Here is an 18,267-nt window from a genome sequence, read left to right as displayed (position 1 = left end):
GACATGGTCTTCGACGCGCACCGCCACATCGGTGTCCTCCCCGCGTACCCCTTCTACGGCGGCCCGCCCGTCAACCCGGACACCACAGCCCGCGCCACCGTCAAGCAACTCCTCGCCGACCTCGACGCCGAGGGCACCGAACGCGCCCTCGTCCTCCCCAACTACGGCGTCCCCGACCCCGACATCGCCTTCTCCTTCAACGAGTTGGCCATCGAAGCCGCCCAGACCGACGACCGCATCAGGGCGGGCCTGTGGGTCTCCCCGCGCCCCGAGGACGAGCACCGCACCGCGCACGCTCTCGCCCTGGCCCGCGAGGACGGCGTACGCGCCCTCAAGCTCAGCTTCCTCCTGGGCGGGCGCCCATCCGACCCCGCCTGCCGCCCACTGCTCGACCGGATCTTCCACGAGGCCGGGCGCCTGGACCTCGTGGTCCATGTGCACACCTCACCCGGCGCCGCCTCCGACATCGACGAGGTCGGCCACCTCGTCGACTGGTACGCCGATCAAGTCCCCGTCCATCTCGTCCACTTCGGCGGCGGGATGAGCGGCCACATCAAGCTCGTCGGCTCCCGCTTCTTCGACTGGATCGAGTCCGGCAAGCACGTATACACCGACCTCTCCTGGGCCATCGGCTTCGCCCCGTACTGGCTGGCCCGGGAGATCGAGCACCGCGGAATCGGCCACGACCGGGTGCTCTTCGCCAGCGACCAGCCCTGGGGCGACTTCGCCGGCGAGTACGCCCGGATGACCGCCGCGGCCGGCGGCGGCGAACTCGGCGAGCGGGTCTTCCGGGACACCTTCGCCACGCTCTACGACTGACCCGTCCCTCCCCGACACACACGTCCAAGGAGACAGCCATGTCCGAAACCGTCGAACTCACCGAGATCGAGCAGAAGTCCCTCACCGAGATCCCGCACCCGTCCCTCCCCGAGGGCACCAGCATCTACGGCGACACCAAGGTCTTCCCCGACTACAAGGCCGAGGACGGCGAGACGTACTTCACCCTCGTCCACGGCATCGCCCACGAGTCCTCGGTCTCCTTCGTCGCCGTACTGCAGGCGACCCGCGCCCTGCGCAAGGGCTTCGAGACCGCCATCTACTTCTATGGACCCGGCTCGCTCAACTGCCTTGCCACGCGCGGCTTTCCGACCGTCGGCAACTCGGCATTCCCTGGCGAGCACAACATCAACAACCAGCTCAAGACGTTCCTCGCCGAGGGCGGCAAGGTCTACTGCTGCCGCTTCGGACTGTCCCTGCACGGCGCCCGCGAGGAGGACCTCATCGAGGGCGTCATCCCGACCCACCCGCTCGACGTCCAGGACGCGCTGATCCACTACGCGCGCAAGGGCGCCATCATCAACTCGACCTACCAGCTCTGAGGGGCAAGCCGTGAGCGTTGGCACCGACACACAGACGAAGGGGACGGGTCCGGTCGACGTCCGGATCACGACCCGTGCCGAACTCGCCCTCCACGGAGTCCGGTTGGAGGCTCCCGTACGGCGGCCCGACGGCGCGGGACCCAGCGACGACGGGCATTTCGTCATCGGGCGCAGTCTTGTCGACGGTGCCAACGCGGCGCTGCCCCGCAACGCCGACAGCCCGTACTCGGTCCGGGACGGCCGGGTATGGCTCGGTGAGGACGACACCGGCCTGACCCTGACCGCCGTACAGCGCCCCAGGTTCTACGACCTGACCACCGCCGACGGCATCCCGTACGAGCACATCGCCCGCCTCCACGGCTCCGACGTCCTGGCCACGACCGTCGTGCAGACCTGTATCCGCTACGCCGAGTCCGACCGCTGCCGCTTCTGCACCATCGAGGAGTCCCTGCGCTCCGGCGCGACGGTCGCCGCCAAGACCCCGGCGCAACTCGCCGAAGTCGCCGAAGCGGCCGTCCGGTTGGACGGCGTACGGCAGATGGTGATGACCACCGGCACCACGACCGGCCCGGACCGGGGCGCCCGCAATCTCGTACGGTCCGTGCGCGCCGTCCTCGAAGCCGTGCCGGGACTCCCCGTCCAGGTGCAGTGCGAACCGCCCGCCGACCTGGCCTGGATCCATGAGTTGCACGAGGCCGGGGCCACGGCCATCGGCATCCACATCGAGTCCCTCGACGACGCGGTGCGGCGGCGCTGGATGCCCGGGAAGTCGACGGTGCCGTCGGCGGATTACGAGGCCGCGTGGGACGAGGCGGTCCGGGTGTTCGGACCCAACCGTGTCTCCACGTACCTGCTGGTCGGTCTGGGTGAGGATCCCGACGAACTCATCGCGGGTGCGGGGAAGTTGATCGACCGGGGTGTCTATCCCTTCGTCGTCCCCTTCCGTCCGATGGTCGGTACGCTCGCGGCCCGCGACGGCGTCGGGGCCCCGAGCGCCACGCTGCTGCGGTACGTCACCGAGGGCGTCGCGGCGAAGTTGCGTGCGGCGGGTATGACCGGCGCGGATCAGCAGGCCGGCTGTGCGGCCTGCGGGGCGTGCAGTGTGCTCGGCACGGCGGGTGGTTGAGCCGTGTACCTCGACGGATCGACGACCGTGCCGGTGCCGACGGCGGAACACGCGGAGGACATTCTCGCGCTGCTCGGCGACCGCAGCACACTCGCCCGGCAGCCCGACTTCCACATCGAAGAGGCTGTAGGCAAGGGGGAGTTGAGTGCCTATGCGCGGTTGCGCCGGGACGCTTTCGTCCACGAGCAGGGGCTCTTCCGAGGCCACGACCTCGACGACCGCGACGACGACCCCCGCACCCGGGTCCTGGTGGCCAGGGACAGGGCAGGCACGGTCGTCGGAGGCGTCCGGCTCGGTCCCGTCGACGACGGCCCCGACCTCGGCTGGTGGGCGGGCGGGCGCCTGGTCGTCGCGCCCGGCGCCCGAGGCCCGCGCGGGATCGGCGCCGCCCTGGTACGGGCCGCCTGCGCGCGGGCGGAGACCGAGGGCGTCCTGCGCTTCGACGCCACCGTCCAGATCCGAAATCGGCCGCTGTTCAAGCGACTTGGCTGGCGGTCCGTGCGGGAAATCATGGTCGCGGACAGCCCGCATGTCCTCATGCGGTGGCCCATCGGACGGATCGCCGCACAGGCCGCGGCCACCAAGGCCCCGCTCGGCCCCCTGCTCGGCTCGCTGACGCCGGCGCCGCGCGGCTACGCCGGTGACGACGGCGCACCCGTCCCCGGTACGGACGTCATCGCCGCCTGCGACGCGATCGTGCCGTCCATGGTCGAGCGGGACCCCGACTGGGCGGGCTGGTGCTCGGTCCTCGTCAACGTCAACGACCTGGCGGCGATGGGAGCTTCACCTGTCGGGCTGCTCGACGCGGTGGGTGCGAAGGACGCCGCGCATGCCGCGCGGATCCTTGCCGGACTCGGCAGCGCCGCCCGGGCGTACGGTGTTCCGGTACTCGGCGGCCACACCCAACTCGGCGTGCCGGCGGCCCTGTCGGTGACCGCGCTCGGCCGCACGGACCACCCGGTGCCGGGCGGCGGCGGACGTCCAGGGCACGCGGTGCGGCTCACCGCCGACCTCGGGGGCGGCTGGCGCCAGGGTTACCGGGGGCGTCAGTGGGACTCGTCGAGCCACCGTCGTACCGACGAACTCCGCACGATGACCGGGGCGGTGGCCGCGGCCCGGCCCGCCGCCGCGAAGGACGTGTCGATGGCCGGGATCGCCGGGACCATCGGCATGCTCGCCGAGGCGAGCGGATGCGGAGCCGTGCTCGACGTGGCCGCCGTGCCGCGGCCCGCAGCCGCGACCGTGGGCGACTGGCTCACCTGCTTCCCGGGCTTCGCGATGCTCACCGCCGACGCGCCGGACGCCCCGGCTCTCCCGGCCGGCCCGGCCGCGGGTGCCGTCTGCGGAGAGCTGACCGCGGGGCATGGAGTCGGGCTGCGCTGGCCCGACGGAGAGATCACCGAAGCCGTCACCGGACCGGTGACCGGAATGGGGACCGCATGAGCACCCACCGCACGAGCCCCCTTCGGATGGCCGCCGTCGCCGCCGAGTTCGGCCGTGATCTCGAAGAGGACTTCGCCGTCGTGGAACGGCTGATCAAGGAGGCCCGGGCCGAGGGCGTACGACTTCTCGTGCTCCCGGAGGCCTGCCTGGGCGGCTATCTGCTCAGCCTCGACGACTCCGCGTCCGACGAGGGTCCGCCCGCGCTCGCACTCGACGGCCCCGAGATCCGCCGACTGGCCGCCCTGGCAGGGGAGTTGACGGTCGTAGCGGGCTATTGCGAGGCCGACGGCGACGCCCGCTACAACAGCGTGGTCTGCGTCAACGGCGACGGCGTCCTCGGCAATCACCGCAAGGTCCACCAGCCGCTCAGCGAGGACGCCAGTTACGCGTCCGGCGACCGCTTCCACGCCTTCGACACCCCGGTCGGCCGGATCGGCATGATGATCTGCTACGACAAGGCGTTCCCGGAGTCCGCACGGGCGCTCGCGCTGGACGGTGCCCAGATCGGAGTCTGCGTCTCGGCCTGGCCGGGCGCCAGGACCCATGCCACCACGGACCTGGTCAACGACCGGTGGAAACGCCGCTTCGACCTCTTCGACCGGGCCCGCGCCCTGGAGAACCAGATCGTGTGGATCTCCGCCAACCAGGCAGGTACCTTCGGGTCGCTACGCTTCGTCGGCAGCGCCAAGGTCGTCGACCCCGGCGGTGAGATCCTCGCCGACACCGGGGTCGCAGCCGGTCTGGCGATCGCCGAACTCGATGTCGCCCAGGCCCTGGAGACCGCCCGCCGCTCGATGGGGCACCTGCGCGACCGGCGCCCGGAAACCTACACGCACGCAGGAGCAGTCAGCCCATGAGCACCATCCGGATCGCGGCCGCCGCCGCCCACTTCGGCCGCGACCTGGAGTTCGACCTCGCACGCATCGCCAAGATCATCGAGGACGCGCGGGGCTCGGGCGCCGGACTGCTCGTCCTGCCCGACGCCGCGCTCGGCGGCTACCTCGCCGACCTGCGCCACCCCGACCCCGATGCCCTGCCGCCCGCGCTCAAGCCGGACGACCCGCTGATCCTCCAAGTCGCCCGCCTCGCCGCCGAGATGGTCGTCTGCGTCGGCTACTGCGAGGACGGCGGGACCGAGCACTACAACGCCGCCGTGTGCGTCAGCGGCGACGGAGTCCTCGGCCGCCACCGCAAGGTCCATCTCCCCGCCGGAGAGGTCGCCGCGTACGCACCGGGCGACCGCTTCGACGCCTTCGACACCCCCGTGGGCCGCATAGGCATGCTCATCGACTACGACAAGACCTTCCCCGAGTCCGCCCGCTCCCTGGCCCTGGACGGCGCCGAGATCCTCGCCTGCCTGTCCGCCTGGCCCACCAGCATCACCAACCGGGCCCCGCGCATGGCCCAGGACCGGCAGGCCAAACTCTTCGACCTGTACGACCAGGCCCGCGCCGCCGAGAACCAGGTCGTCCTCGCCTCCTCCAACCAGACCGGTGCCATGGGAGGCATGCGCTTCCTCGGCCAGTCCAAGGTCGTCGGCCCCGGCGGCGACATCCTCGCCCGCACCTGGGCCAAGGCGGGCCTCGCCGTCGCCGAGGTCGACGTCGCCGCCGAGATGGACCGCGCCCGCCGCGTCCTGCGCCACCTCGACGAGCGCCGCCCGGCCGCCTACCGGGAGCTTCCGTCGTGAAGATCGCCCTGCTCAGCTACTCCACCAAGCCGCGCGGCGGCGTCGTCCACACCCTCGCCCTGGCCGAGGCGCTGGCCGCGGCCGGTGAGGACGTCACGGTCTGGACGCTCGGCCGGGGCGGCGACTCCGGCTTCTTCCGGCCCGTGGACCCCGCCGTGCGCGTCCACATCGTGCCGTTCCCCGACGGCCCGCCGGACGAGACCGTCGGCGCACGCATCCTGCGCTCCATCGCCACCCTCCGCGAGGCCTTCGACGCCGGCCCGTACGACATCGTCCACGCCCAGGACTGCATCAGCGCCAACGCGGTGGGCCGCTGCATCCGCACCGTCCACCACCTCGACCACTTCACCACCCCCGAGCTGGCCGCCTGCCACGAACGGGCCATCGTCGAGCCGTACGCGCACATCTGCGTCTCGCGGTCGGTCGCCGACGAGCTCGCCGTCGGGTGGGGACTGAAGCCCGCGGTCATTCCGAACGGCGTGGCGTATGAGCGTTTCGCCGCCACGGACCGGGCTGCGCGCGCCGCGTGGCGAACCCGGCTCGGCCCCTACGTCCTCACCGTCGGCGGCATCGAGCCGCGGAAGGGCTCGCTCGATCTGTTGGAGGCGTACGCGTTGCTGCGTACCGGACACCCCGGCGTACGGTTGGTGATCGCGGGCGGCGAGACCCTCTTCGACTACCGGGACTACCGTGCACGGTGGGAGGCCCGGGCAGTGGAGCTGGGCGTGGAACCCGTCGTGCTGGGCGCCGTCGCCGACGACGAACTGCCGTCACTGGTCGCGACCGCCGACGCCTTCGCGTTTCCGTCCCTGAAGGAGGGCTTCGGACTGGCCGCCATGGAGGCGCTCGCTGCCGGGGTCCCGTTGGTCGTCCGGGATCTTCCCGTGCTGCGCGAGGTGTTCGGCCCGGCCGCCCGTTTCGCGGATTCACCGCAGTCCCTCGCCGCCGAACTGGGCCGCGCGCTCGGCTCGTACGACCCGGTTCGCGCGGCGGCCGGCCGGAAGCTGGCAGCCCGCCACACCTGGACCGAGGCCGCCGCGCACCACCTGGCCTTCTACCGGTCCCTCACGCCGTAGGGTCGGTTGACGGAACGTCGACCTACCGAAGGGTTCACCAACATGGCGCAGGAAGTACGGGGCGTGATCGCACCGGGCAAGAACGAGCCGGTGCGTGTCGAGACCATCGTGGTGCCGGATCCGGGGCCGGGCGAGGCCGTTGTGCAGATCCAGGCATGCGGGGTCTGTCACACCGACCTGCACTACAAACAGGGCGGCATCAGCGACGACTTCCCGTTCCTGCTCGGCCACGAGGCGGCGGGCGTCGTCGAGTCGGTCGGCGCCGGCGTCACGGACGTCGCGCCCGGCGACTTCGTCATCCTCAACTGGCGTGCTGTGTGCGGGAATTGCCGGGCGTGTCTGCGCGGGCGGCCCTGGTACTGCTTCAACACGCACAACGCGAAGCAGAAGATGACGCTGACGGACGGCACCGAACTGTCCCCGGCTCTGGGCATCGGCGCCTTCGCCGAGAAGACCCTGGTCGCCGCCGGTCAGTGCACCAAGGTCGATCCGGCCGTGTCACCCGCGGTCGCCGGGCTCCTCGGCTGCGGCGTGATGGCCGGTATCGGCGCGGCGATCAACACCGGGAACGTCGGCCGGGGTGACACCGTCGCCGTCATCGGCTGCGGAGGCGTCGGCAACGCGGCGATCGCCGGGTCCCGCCTCGCCGGAGCCGCGAAGATCATCGCCGTCGACATCGACGACCGGAAGCTGACCACCGCGTCGAAGATCGGCGCCACGCACACCGTCAACTCCGCCCAGACCGACCCCGTGGAGGCGATCCGCGAACTCACGGGCGGCTTCGGCGCCGACGTCGTCATCGAGGCGGTGGGCCGCCCGGAGACGTACAAGCAGGCCTTCTACGCCCGTGACCTCGCGGGCACGGTCGTCCTCGTCGGCGTACCGACCCCCGAAATGAAGCTCGAACTGCCGCTGCTCGACGTCTTCGGACGCGGCGGAGCGCTCAAGTCGTCCTGGTACGGCGACTGCCTGCCCTCCCGCGACTTCCCGATGCTGATCGACCTGCATCTGCAAGGGCGCCTGGACCTGGGCGCGTTCGTGACCGAGACGATCGCCCTGGACGCGGTGGAGCCCGCCTTCGAGCGGATGCACCACGGCGACGTGCTGCGCTCGGTGGTGGTGCTCTGATGACGGCGCGTATCGAGCACCTCGTCACCTCCGGCACGTTCTCGCTCGACGGCGGCACCTGGGACGTCGACAACAACGTGTGGATCGTCGGAAACGATCACGAGGCGATCGTGATCGACGCCGCCCACGACGCGGACGCCATCGCCGAGGCGGTGGGCGACCGGCGCCTTCTGGCCATCGTGTGCACACACGCTCACAACGATCACATCGATGCCGCCCCCGCCCTCGCGGAGCGCACCGGCGCCACCATCTGGCTCCACCCCGACGACTTGCCGCTGTGGAAGCAGACCCACCCCGACCGCCTTCCCGACGCCTGGCTCCAGGACGGCCAGGTGATCGAGGCGGCCGGCGCCGACCTGAGAGTCCTGCACACTCCGGGACACGCCCCGGGCGCGGTCTGCCTGTACGACCCGGGCCTGGGCACCGTCTTCACCGGCGACACGCTCTTCCAGGGCGGCCCGGGAGCCACCGGACGCTCCTACTCCCACTTCCCGACGATCGTGGACTCGATCCGCGACCGTTTGCTCACTCTTCCGGCCGACACGACCGTTCGTACGGGACACGGCGACTCCACCACCATCGGCGCCGAGGCCCCCCACCTGGAGGAGTGGATCGCGCGCGGTCACTGACCCCGGCGCGGCAATGCCCCGGACGCGCCGAAGAAAGACGACAGGAGATGTCCGGCTTCCGCGGGACCCTCGTAGGGACGCATGCGTGAAGGCATCGCGTGAGCTCTACGAGTACGGAGGTCGGACATGTCGGGGCCGCTGGAAGGCAAGCTGGACAGCACTCTGGAAGGCAAGGTCGCGCTGGTCGCCGGGGCGACCCGCGGCGCGGGCCGCGGGATCGCCGTGGAGCTGGGCGCGGCCGGTGCCACCGTCTACGTGACCGGCCGCAGCACGCGCGAGAAGCGGTCGGAGTACGACCGCCCCGAGACCATCGAGGACACCGCGGAGCTGGTCACAGCCGCCGGAGGACGGGGCATCGCCGTCCCCACCGATCACCTGGTCCCGTCCGAGGTCGAGGCCCTCGTCGCCCGCATCTCGGCCGAACAGGGCCGCCTCGACGTGCTGGTCAACGACATCTGGGGCGGTGAACGCCACTTCGAGTGGGACACCCCGGTCTGGGAGCACGACCTCGACAACGGCCTGCACCTGCTGCGTCTCGCCGTCGAGACGCACGCGATCACCAACCACCACGCGCTGCCCCTGCTGCTGCGCAACCCCGGTGGCCTGGTCGTCGAGATGACCGACGGCACCGCCGAGTACAACCGGAACACCTACCGCGTCTCGTTCTTCTACGACCTCGCCAAGTCGTCCGTTCTGCGCATGGCGTTCGCGCTCGGACACGAACTGGGCCCGCGCGGAGCCACCGCCGTCGCGCTCACCCCCGGATGGCTGCGCTCGGAGATGATGCTCGAGAACTTCGGCGTGACGGAAGAGAACTGGCGCGACGCCCTGGAGCGCGTCCCGCACTTCGGCATCTCCGAGACACCCTTCTACGTGGGCCGTGCCGTCGCCGCGCTCGCCGCCGATCCGGACGTCCCCCGCTGGAACGGCGACTCGCTCTCCAGCGGACAACTCGCCCAGGTGTACGGCTTCACCGACCGCGACGGCAGCCGCCCCGACGCCTGGCGCTACATGGTCGAGGTCCAGGACGTCGGCAAGGCGGCGGACGCGACCGGGTACCGCTGAGCGGGATCAGGCCGAGCACCTGGTGATGCCGGGTTCGCGGCGGGCGGCGTCACAGCGACTGCTGCATGATCCAGTCACGGATGCCGGGGATGGTGTACGCGTGATGCCAGGTCGCCATATGAGCGCTGACACCCGAACCGGAAGTGACCACGGTGCCGGCCTGGTACGGCGTGTAGTTGACCGGCGCCTTCTGCGCGACCACGCCGCGGACGACCGTGGCGGACTGCGCCTGGGTGGCCTGGGCGTCCAGCACGTCGGTGGCGACTTTGGTGCCCTCGGCCTTGATGACCTTCATGATGGCGTTCTCACCGGGGTAGGCCTTGGTGTCGTCCTGGGAGACGACCACCCACAGCTTGGTGTCGGCCAGCGGGGCGGACTCGTCGGACGCCCACTGGCCCGCGACGATGAAAGAGGCGGCGAACAGGTCCGGATACTTGATGTTCAGACCCAGCGACATCATGGCGCCCATCGACTGCCCGGTCGCATAGCGCCGTTTGGGGTCGACGCTGTACTTCTTCGTCACGGCGAGGACGAGGTCGGCCGTGGCGTCGAAAAGCGGCGACGGCTTGTATTCGTCGTCGACGACGACGGAACCGTATTCGGGAGCCAGCACGAAAGCCTCGTGCTTTGCCTGGTCCTCCGGACTCGCCCAGCAGACCGCGCCCAGCCCCTGCACCAAAGGCCCCACCGTGGCCACATTGACGACGCTGGCATCGTGCATGAACAACACCAGCGGATAACTTTTTCCCGAGTCGTAGTTCTTCGGAGTGAAGAGGTTGTACTTCAGGGTCTCCCCGGTCGCGGAGTCCTTGTACGTGAACTGTTCGAAATCATCGACGATCAGATTCTTCACCGCGGTGGTTGTCAGCTCGGTGCTGCCCGCCGGATAGCTGACACCGGACGTGGTGGTGACGTCGGCCTTCTGGACCAGCGTCGCCTTCGCCGCCTTGATGGTGCCGCCCGGGGTACTGTCGCCGACACCCGGGCCGCCGCCTCCCGGCGCGTCACCGGAACCGCCCGACGCACTGGAGGAAGCCGAAGGCGACGCCGTTGACGACTGCGACTGCGTCGGCGAACCCGAGGCCGAACCGGATCCCTGCTGCGTCACCCACAACGCCGCCGCCGTGTCGTCGGGAGACATTTCGACGATGACATAACGGCCGTCGCTGCCGGAATCGGCGAGAGCCGCCGCCCGGTTCGCGTACACCTTCGTCACGGTGCGCCCGCTGACCTTGAACGTCGATTTCGTGAGTTTCGATGTGTCGATCGCGGTGTCGTACTCGACCGCCACCGCGATCAGCTTCTGTCCGACCCCGTAGACCTGCGTGATGGCGGTGATGCTCCGAATGTGACCGCTTTCCGAGTCCGAGCCGGGATCCGATGCCGAGCTCTGGGACGAGCAGCCCGCCAAAGCCATGGCTCCTGCCCCAGCGGATGCGGCGACGAACAGGCGCCTGTCAATCACGAAGACTCCTTTTAACGACAGCAAGCATTGCGGTTGCAACCTTATAAAAAATGCGGCTGAAAGAGGCCCAACCATCCCAAGCCCTGCAACCTCGCGCCCACCTGCTGGGTCCCTCTCCCCGACCGAACGCAACGGCCAGATGGGGGAGACGCATGTCAGTGCAGACGGGATACGTACGCAAGGGGTTCGCAGGGGCGACCGCGGCGGTGGCGGTGGCGGCCATGGCCTTCACCGCCGTACCCGCGTCCGCGGAGCCGCGAGCGGCAGCCGCCCACCACGACGCGACCCGGCGGGCGATGGACGCCGTCGTCGAGGAAGGTGTCCCCGGAGTCGCCTTGCAGGTCAAGGACAAGAACGGGATCTGGAAAGCCACTTCGGGTGTCGGCAACCTGAAGACGGGGGAGCCGCGCAACGCCCACGACCGCTACCGCGCAGGCAGCATCACCAAGACCTTCATCGCGACGGTGCTGCTCCAGCTCGAAGCCGAGCACAGGCTCTCGTTCGACGACAAGGTCGACAAGTGGCTCCCGGGCCTGGTCCGGGGCAACGGACACGACGGCCGCAAGATCACCGTCCGCCAGCTCCTCAACCACACCAGCGGCATCTACAGCTACACGGACGACGAGGACTTCGCGAACGAAATCTTCCTGCCCGAGAACTTCTTCAAGAACCAGTACCGCACCTGGACACCACAAGAGCTCACGAAGATCGCCATGAGCCACAAGCCCGAATTCGCTCCGGGCACCTCCTGGGGCTACTCCAACACCAATTACGTGCTCGCCGGGATGCTGATCGACAAGGTGACCGGCAATTCGTACGGCGACGAGGTCCGCCGGCGCATCATCGAGCCGCTCGGGCTGCACGGCACGTCCATGCCCGGCACCAGTCCCACCGTGCCGCAATCGAGCAGCCGGGCGTACTCGCAGCTCGCCGAGAACACCACCGGAAAGATCTACGACGTCACCGAGTTCAACCCCTCGGCTGCCAACGCCGCGGGCGAGATCCTGGCCGGCTCCGGTGATCTGAACCGCTTCTACTCGGCGCTGCTGTCCGGCCGGGTGCTGCCCGCGAAGCAGCTCGCCGAGATGAAGAAGACCGTGCCTGCCGAGGTGGTGGGCGGTCGCTACGGGCTCGGTCTCATCGAGAGCGAGCTGAGCTGCGGAGTGCGGATCTGGGGCCACAGCGGCGGTATTCACGGCTCCAGCTCCGTGGCCTTCACGACGACGAACGGCAAGCACTCCCTCGCCTTCAACTTCAACGGCGACTGGGCGGGCGACCCCGTGAAGGTCATCGAGGCGGAGTTCTGCGGAAGGTAGCCCGGCCGTCGGATGCGGGGCAGCCACGACGCGGAGGTCAGGGCAGGGAGGTCAGGGCACGGAGTCTGTCGCCGTGACGATCACGGCACTAACGTCCGTGCCATGACTGAGCTGAGGCGTTTCGAGGCCTGCGGGGTTCTGATCACGGGCGCGGCCCGCGGCATCGGTGCGGCCACCGCCCGCAGGCTTGCCGAGGAAGGCGCCCAGGTGCTCGTCACGGACGTGGACCTGGGCGAGGCGGAGAGGACGGCGGCGTCCATCCGCGAACTGGGCGCACGGGCCGAGGCGTTCGTGTGCGACGTGGGGGAGCGGGCGTCGGTGGAGGCGGCCGTGGCGCACGCCGTGGACACCTTCGGCTCACTCGACGTGCTGGTCAACAACGCGTACGGGTGCACCCCCGACGCCCCGCTCTTCGAGGACGAGCCCGACGAGGTGTGGGCCCGCGACCTCGACCTCACCCTGACCGGCGCCTACCGCTGTTCCCGCGCGGCACTCCCGCACCTGGTGGCCTCGGGCCGCGGCGCCATCGTCGGCATCGGCTCGGTCAACGGCCTCCAGGACTTCGGCAACCACGCCTACAGCGCCGCTAAGGCGGGGCTCGTGTCACTCACCCGCACCCTGGCCGGGCATGCCGCCCCGCGCGGCGTGCGCGTCAACCTGGTGGTGCCGGGAACGGTCCGCACCACGGCATGGGAAGGCCGCGACGTCGATCTCGAACTGGTCAGTGAGTTGTATCCGCTGGGACGGGTCGGCGAGCCGGAGGACATCGCCGCCGCCGTCGCCTTCCTCGCCTCCCCGGACGCGGCCTGGATCACCGGGACGACACTGTGCGTGGATGGAGGGCTGCTGGCGGTCAACACCGGTTTCCGGCAGGCCGTCCGGCGGCGGGACGGAGCCTGAGCTCGTCGAACGGGGCATCCGCGTGCAGCCGGAAGCCGAACCGCTCTGCCCGACCCAAGGGCGCCGCGGCGAGCTATGTCACCGTTTCGTCGCAGCCTGACCAGCCGTACAACGCACGGCCCCCGACGCGGGTCTAGCCAGTCAGACATCGCGAGACATGCGAGAAGAACGCAAGGGAAAGGTCCGTCATGGGGGACATACGCAGACGCGGAGCGGTCGCGCTCGGGATCACCGGACTGGTCGCGCCGCTGACGCTCGCGCTGGGCGCGGCGCCCGCGCAGGCCGCGAGCTGCACGACGCAGGCAGGCCCGTATCAGAAGCAGGTGGAGAAGTTCCTCGGCCGCCCGGTCGACGGACGGCAGTCCACCGCCGACTGCAAGGCGATCCAGGCCTTCCAGAACAAGCACGGCATCACCCCCAACATCGGGTACGCGGGACCCGTGACCTGGGGCGTGATGGACCTGATGAACAAGCAGAAGGCCGTCGGCAACAAGCCGAACAAGGACGGCAAGTGCCCGGTCGACAAGGGCCGCATCGCCTGCGTCAACCTCACGCTCCAGATCAGCTGGATCCAGGACGGCAGCAGGCTCGTCTACGGGCCGGTGCCGGTCCGCACGGGCCGCAACAATTATGAGACCCGCACCGGACTGAAGAAGATCTACTGGCGGGACATCGACCACGTCTCGAGCATCTACAACGTGCCGATGCCCTACAGCCAGTTCTTCGACGGAGGCCAGGCCTTCCACTCGGTCGGGCTGAGCATGTGGAACCCGCCCGGCTCGCACGGCTGCGTCAACATGACCACCACCACCGCCAAGAAGTACTGGTCGCTGCTGAAGAACGGCGACGACGTCTACGTGTACGGCCGCAAGCCGGGCACCTGACCGCACCTGGCCGACCGCTCACCTCGCACGAGCCGGATCAAGTCGCCGACCTGCTGGGGGAGAAGACGGGCGAGTCCGTCCGTGAATTCCCCAGCAGTTGTTCGGAGGCGCGAGTGATGAGCTTCACGGTCCGTAATGTCGCCCGACGTACCTTTACTCACATCGCCTTCACGTCAAGGTCCGTATGCTTCACACCATGTCCACCACTCCTGAATCCGCCTCCGAGCGGTCCGCCGCCGAGGTCAACGAGGAGATCCGGGCCCTCTGGTTCCGCACCGGCGGGACGCTGAGCATGGACGAGCGGCGCGAGTACCAGCGACTCGTCCTGGAGTGGGCGGAAGCCGCCCCGCACTCGCCCACCCGGGCCGCGTGACGGGTCGGTCCCGGCCCTTCTCCCCCCGACCCGCCCGCTGTGAGCCGGGTCACCCCCAACTCTGTGAGTACTGCCGCCGATAGCGGTTCCGGTCCTGCTCCGTGCGGATGTAGCGCGTCGCCACCAGCGCGATGATGCTTCCCGCGATGACCAGGAGCCCCGGGCCCACGTTCCTGGGATCCGTGAGCCGTGCGATGAGCGTCCCGGCGGTGCCCGGGATGTCCACCGACTCGACCGCACCCGGCGCGGCGGAGCCCGGCGCGACCGCCGCGCCCTGGGAGGCCGACGCGGACGGCGCGGAGGCCTGGGCCGTGGGACTGGTGGAGGCCTGAGGCTGTCCCACCATGGTCACGCCGAGCTCCGTGAGGGCGGTGGTGACCGGCTGGAAGAACGTCGTGCCGCCCGAGGTGCAGTCGCCGTTGCCGCCGGAGGTCACTCCGAGAGCGATGCCTTCGGAGAACAACGGGCCGCCGCTGTCGCCCGGTTCGGCGCACACGGTGGTCTCGATGAGCCCGGAGACGGTGCCCTCCGGGTAGTTCACCGTCGCGTTCAACGCGGTCACCTGACCGTCGCGGAGCCCGCTGGTGCTGCCGCTGCGGAAGACTCGCTGGCCCACGGTCGGATCGGCGACGCCCGTGATCCGTACGCCCTGTCCGCCGCCGATGGCCACGATGTTGTCCCCCGGGGCCTGGCCGTTGTCGTACTGCACGAGGGAGTAGTCGTCACCGGGGAACGACGTGGTGATCGTCCGGCCCACCTGCTGTGTGCCCTGCTCGTCGGCGAACCATACGGAGCCGGCCGGCCCGCAGTGCCCGGCGGTGAGGATGAACTGGCCCTGTGGGCCGGTCACATTGAAGCCCGCCGAACAGCGTCCGCCGGTCGAGAGAAGAGGATCGGCGCCGTTCAGCCGTGTGGTGAACGTGCCCTCGGTCCGCTCCATGCGTACGGAGTCCCCGATGCCCTCGGCCAGCGTCGTCATGCGTGACCAGTCGGAGGCGGAGACCGTGCTGTCGGCCCGCACCACCACCTCGTTGTTCTTGTAGTCCACGGCCCAGGCGGTGCCGGTCACCCGGGGCGCCGAACTCAGGGTCTCCGTCGCGGACTTGAGGTCCTGCATGCTGTGGTCGACGACCTTGGGGCGGGCGCCCGCCTGCTTCACCTCGGCGGCCGCGCCCGTGTCGGTCACCGCGACGACCGGTTGCCCGTCGGCGGCGATCCAGCTGCCGGCCGTACGGGAGGCGCCCAGGGTGGAGACCAACTGGGACCCTCTGTCAGCGGCGGCCTGGGCCGAACTCTCCGTGGCACGCGACGTGTCGGACGGTTCGCTCGCCATCGCGTGCGTCACCATCAGCCCTCCGCAGAGCACCCCGCCGACGGCCGCGATACGCGCCCCCCGTTGGACGATCCGTCGTCGTGCGTGCCTCATCCATGGGCTCCCGAAGCCGAACACCACGGCGTTTACCACCGCCGGAGGCTCCGGTCGAGAGCCCTCCTTTCATACGTGTGTCCGCGTCCGGGCGTTCACGGGCTCGCCCGCCCGTCAAGAACCCTCTGTCAGGCGCGAGTTCGGGCAGCGACCTCTTCAGGAGTCAGATAGGCGTCGGTGTGCTCGAAGTCCCGCAGCGTTCCCGCACGGCCGGCGAGGAAACCGGTGCGGACGAAGTCGTCGCCCGCGACCGAGTTGAGGAACCAGTTGGCGCCGGTGCGGAAGCGGGCCGCGCCGGTGCGCAGCGCGAGCAGGTGGTATCCGCGCGCCACGACCTGCGCGGGCACGCCCTTGAGGCCGATGCCGAGCGGCTTGGACACCGCGTCGTGGCCACCGAGGTCGACGACGAGACCGAGGTCCTTGTGCTTGTACGGGGTGGCGGGCAGCCCGCGCAGCAGCGCGGTGAGGGTCTTCGCGGCGTGCCGGCCCTGCCGGGCGGCGTGCTGGGCCGTCGGCACGCAGTACGAGCCGTCGCCCTTGACCAGGTCGGGCACGGCGGCCGCGTCCCCCAGGGCGAACACCCCGTCCAGGCCCGGCACCCGGAAGTCGGCCTCGGCGACGATCCGGCCGCGTACCGTCTCGGCGCCGAGTGAGTCGACCAGCGGGCTCGCCGCCACACCGGCCGTCCACACCAGCGTCCGCGACGCCAGCACCCGGCCGTCGGTGAGGGTGACCTTGTCGTGGGTGACGGAGGCGACGGACGTCCCCAGGGAGATCCGCACGCCACGCCTGCTCAGCATGCGCAACGCGCTCGTGCCCAGCTTGTCACCGAGCTCCGGCAGCAGCTTGGGGGCGACGTCGACCAAGTGCCACTTGATCAGGGCGGGGTCGAGACGCGGGTGGTACTGCTTGGCCGCCGCGGTGGTGAGTCGCTGCAGACAGGCCGCCGTCTCGGTGCCCGCGTAGCCACCGCCGACCACCACGAACTGCAGTCGCGCCGCCCGCTCCTCCTCGTCCGACGTGGCCGCCGCCAGATCGAGTTGGGCGATCACATGGTCACGCAGGTATACGGCCTGGGACAGCGTCTTCATGCCGCGCGCCTCTTCGACCAGGCCGGGGATGTCGAAGGTGCGGGTCACGCTGCCTGGCGTGAGCACCAGGTAGTCGTACGACAGGTCGACGAGCTCACCGGTGATCTTGCGCACGACGCATATCTTCGCCGCCGGATCCACGCCGATCACCCCGCCCGGCACCAGCTCGGTGCGGCGCAGGATCCGGCGCAGTGAGGGTGCCACCGACTGCGGGGTGACGACACCGGCGGCGACGTGCGGCAGCAGCGGCAGGTAGAGCTGGTAGTTGTTCGGGCTGACCAGGGTGATCCGGGCGTCGGCCGGGGCGAGCGCACGCTCGAGCCCCCGCGCGGTCTCGACTCCGGCGAATCCGCCGCCGACGATCACTATGTGCGGTGCGTCCATCCGAGCAACCTCTCTCCCTGTGCCGACAGCGCGGCCCGCCGACCGCGAGCCCAGGCTCACACGGGACGAGCGCGCCTGCCACCCCGCACCGGAGCAGGGAGATCGTTGCCGCGGATTTGTCTACCGGGGAGTAACTTTTGCTTCCACTTCCGTACATCATGGGGCGTGACCATGACAGGAACGGCGAGGGGCGAGGCTCCCTCGCCGTTCCGATGCGAGAAGGGGACGGATATGACAGGACGCGGTGTGGGGCGCCGGATAGGCGCGGTGTCGGCGGTCGTGGCGCTGGGGATCGGGGGGACGGTCACCGCCGCGGGGACCGCCGCCGCGGCACCGGTCCAGGCGGTGGCGAGCGTGACGGCCGCGCAGGCCGACGTCGACTACGCCACCTGGCAGAAGGACGTCCAGGCGGTCATCGACCAGGCCACGCCCTACGTCGAGCAGCGCACCGCGCACGCCGACGGGCAGCAGCTCGCCCTCGTCTTCGACATCGACAACACCACGCTGGAGACGGACTTCCACCCCTGGTACGAGCTCCCCACCCCGGCGCTCAGGCCCTCCCTGGCGCTCGCGAAGTACGCGAAGTCGCGTGGCGTCGACATCTTCTTCGTCACCGCGCGCCCGGGCATCATCTACAGCCTGACGCAGTGGAACCTGACGTCCGTGGGCTACCCGGTCGACGGCCTCTACGTCCGTGATCTGCCGGACCTGTTCGACGAGGTCAGCGCGTACAAGACCGGCAAGCGCGCGGAGATCGAGGCCCAGGGCTACACGATCATCGCCAACGTCGGCAACAACGACACCGACCTCGTCGGCGGCCACGCCGAGCGCACCTTCAAACTGCCCGACTACGACGGTCAGCTGTCCTGAGTCCGGCTGCTTAGACTTCCGT

General features: G+C 70.0%; 18 protein-coding genes. 15 read left to right on the top strand and 3 right to left on the bottom strand.

Annotated elements, in window-relative coordinates:
• The first annotated feature begins 3 nt into the window (after nt 1-3).
• The 10 genes from OG219_RS45675 (at nt 4) to OG219_RS45630 (ending at nt 9,536) form a co-directional block, all read left to right on the top strand.
• On the top strand, nt 4-819 hold the full coding sequence (locus OG219_RS45675) for an amidohydrolase family protein (protein ID WP_266837310.1): 816 nt from the start codon (nt 4-6) through the stop codon (nt 817-819).
• A 38-nt stretch (nt 820-857) separates the two neighbouring features.
• Nucleotides 858-1,379: an MSMEG_0572/Sll0783 family nitrogen starvation response protein gene (locus tag OG219_RS45670; protein ID WP_266837308.1), complete on the top strand. Its 522-nt coding sequence runs from the start codon at nt 858-860 to the stop codon at nt 1,377-1,379.
• A gap of 10 nt (nt 1,380-1,389) precedes the next feature.
• Nucleotides 1,390-2,505, top strand: a complete 1,116-nt coding sequence (locus tag OG219_RS45665) for an MSMEG_0568 family radical SAM protein (protein ID WP_266837306.1) — start codon at nt 1,390-1,392, stop codon at nt 2,503-2,505.
• 3 nt (nt 2,506-2,508) lie between these two features.
• Entirely contained in the window at nt 2,509-3,948 is a 1,440-nt protein-coding gene (locus OG219_RS45660) for an MSMEG_0567/sll0787 family protein (protein WP_266837304.1), read from the top strand.
• Entirely contained in the window at nt 3,945-4,805 is an 861-nt protein-coding gene (locus tag OG219_RS45655; protein ID WP_266837302.1) for a carbon-nitrogen hydrolase family protein, read from the top strand. Before OG219_RS45660 ends, OG219_RS45655 begins: the two co-directional genes overlap by 4 nt.
• On the top strand, nt 4,802-5,638 hold the full coding sequence (locus tag OG219_RS45650; RefSeq protein ID WP_266837300.1) for a carbon-nitrogen hydrolase family protein: 837 nt from the start codon (nt 4,802-4,804) through the stop codon (nt 5,636-5,638). The genes OG219_RS45655 and OG219_RS45650 overlap by 4 nt, the downstream gene beginning before the upstream one ends.
• A complete protein-coding gene (locus OG219_RS45645) occupies nt 5,635-6,714 on the top strand; it encodes an MSMEG_0565 family glycosyltransferase (protein ID WP_266837298.1) in 1,080 nt (359 codons plus the stop codon). Before OG219_RS45650 ends, OG219_RS45645 begins: the two co-directional genes overlap by 4 nt.
• A 42-nt stretch (nt 6,715-6,756) precedes the next feature.
• On the top strand, nt 6,757-7,842 hold the full coding sequence (locus tag OG219_RS45640) for an S-(hydroxymethyl)mycothiol dehydrogenase (protein ID WP_266837296.1): 1,086 nt from the start codon (nt 6,757-6,759) through the stop codon (nt 7,840-7,842).
• A complete protein-coding gene (locus tag OG219_RS45635; protein ID WP_266837294.1) occupies nt 7,842-8,471 on the top strand; it encodes an MBL fold metallo-hydrolase in 630 nt (209 codons plus the stop codon). The genes OG219_RS45640 and OG219_RS45635 overlap by 1 nt, the downstream gene beginning before the upstream one ends.
• A gap of 150 nt (nt 8,472-8,621) precedes the next feature.
• Complete coding sequence (locus tag OG219_RS45630) at nt 8,622-9,536, top strand: SDR family oxidoreductase (protein WP_266837978.1); 915 nt, start codon at nt 8,622-8,624, stop codon at nt 9,534-9,536.
• Nucleotides 9,537-9,585: 49 nt separating this feature from the next.
• Here the strand turns inward: OG219_RS45630 and OG219_RS45625 are convergent, their stop codons facing one another.
• A complete protein-coding gene (locus OG219_RS45625; protein WP_266837292.1) occupies nt 9,586-11,025 on the bottom strand; it encodes an alpha/beta hydrolase-fold protein in 1,440 nt (479 codons plus the stop codon).
• A 197-nt stretch (nt 11,026-11,222) separates the two neighbouring features.
• On the opposite strand from OG219_RS45625, the gene OG219_RS45620 reads away from it, so the two are divergent.
• The 4 genes from OG219_RS45620 (at nt 11,223) to OG219_RS45605 (ending at nt 14,474) form a co-directional block, all read left to right on the top strand.
• Nucleotides 11,223-12,317: a serine hydrolase gene (locus OG219_RS45620; RefSeq protein WP_266837976.1), complete on the top strand. Its 1,095-nt coding sequence runs from the start codon at nt 11,223-11,225 to the stop codon at nt 12,315-12,317.
• Nucleotides 12,318-12,419: 102 nt separating this feature from the next.
• Nucleotides 12,420-13,217, top strand: a complete 798-nt coding sequence (locus tag OG219_RS45615; protein ID WP_266837290.1) for an SDR family NAD(P)-dependent oxidoreductase — start codon at nt 12,420-12,422, stop codon at nt 13,215-13,217.
• Nucleotides 13,218-13,405: 188 nt separating this feature from the next.
• Nucleotides 13,406-14,101, top strand: coding sequence for a L,D-transpeptidase family protein (locus tag OG219_RS45610; protein ID WP_266837288.1), 696 nt, complete (start codon nt 13,406-13,408; stop codon nt 14,099-14,101).
• Nucleotides 14,102-14,285: 184 nt separating this feature from the next.
• Nucleotides 14,286-14,474, top strand: a complete 189-nt coding sequence (locus OG219_RS45605; protein ID WP_266837286.1) for a hypothetical protein — start codon at nt 14,286-14,288, stop codon at nt 14,472-14,474.
• 49 nt (nt 14,475-14,523) lie between these two features.
• Here OG219_RS45605 and OG219_RS45600 read toward each other — a convergent pair whose 3' ends face one another.
• Together OG219_RS45600 and OG219_RS45595 are read right to left on the bottom strand one after the other, a co-directional pair.
• A complete protein-coding gene (locus tag OG219_RS45600; RefSeq protein WP_266837284.1) occupies nt 14,524-15,900 on the bottom strand; it encodes a S1 family peptidase in 1,377 nt (458 codons plus the stop codon).
• Nucleotides 15,901-16,028: 128 nt separating this feature from the next.
• Nucleotides 16,029-17,375 (bottom strand): NAD(P)/FAD-dependent oxidoreductase, encoded by a 1,347-nt coding sequence (locus OG219_RS45595; protein WP_266837283.1) that lies wholly within the window; start codon nt 17,373-17,375, stop codon nt 16,029-16,031.
• A 231-nt stretch (nt 17,376-17,606) separates the two neighbouring features.
• Here OG219_RS45595 and OG219_RS45590 point away from each other — a divergent pair, with 231 nt between their 5' ends.
• The gene (locus OG219_RS45590) at nt 17,607-18,245 is read left to right on the top strand and encodes an HAD family acid phosphatase (RefSeq protein WP_266837281.1); all 639 of its coding nucleotides are present in this window, start codon (nt 17,607-17,609) and stop codon (nt 18,243-18,245) included.
• Nucleotides 18,246-18,267: the final 22 nt, after the last annotated feature.

Origin of the sequence: Streptomyces sp. NBC_00038, from assembly GCF_026343635.1 — a bacterium.
GTDB lineage: Bacteria > Actinomycetota > Actinomycetes > Streptomycetales > Streptomycetaceae > Streptomyces.
The sequence above is the reverse complement of the archived record's forward strand: the minus strand, read 5'-3'. Positions and strand labels throughout refer to the sequence as shown.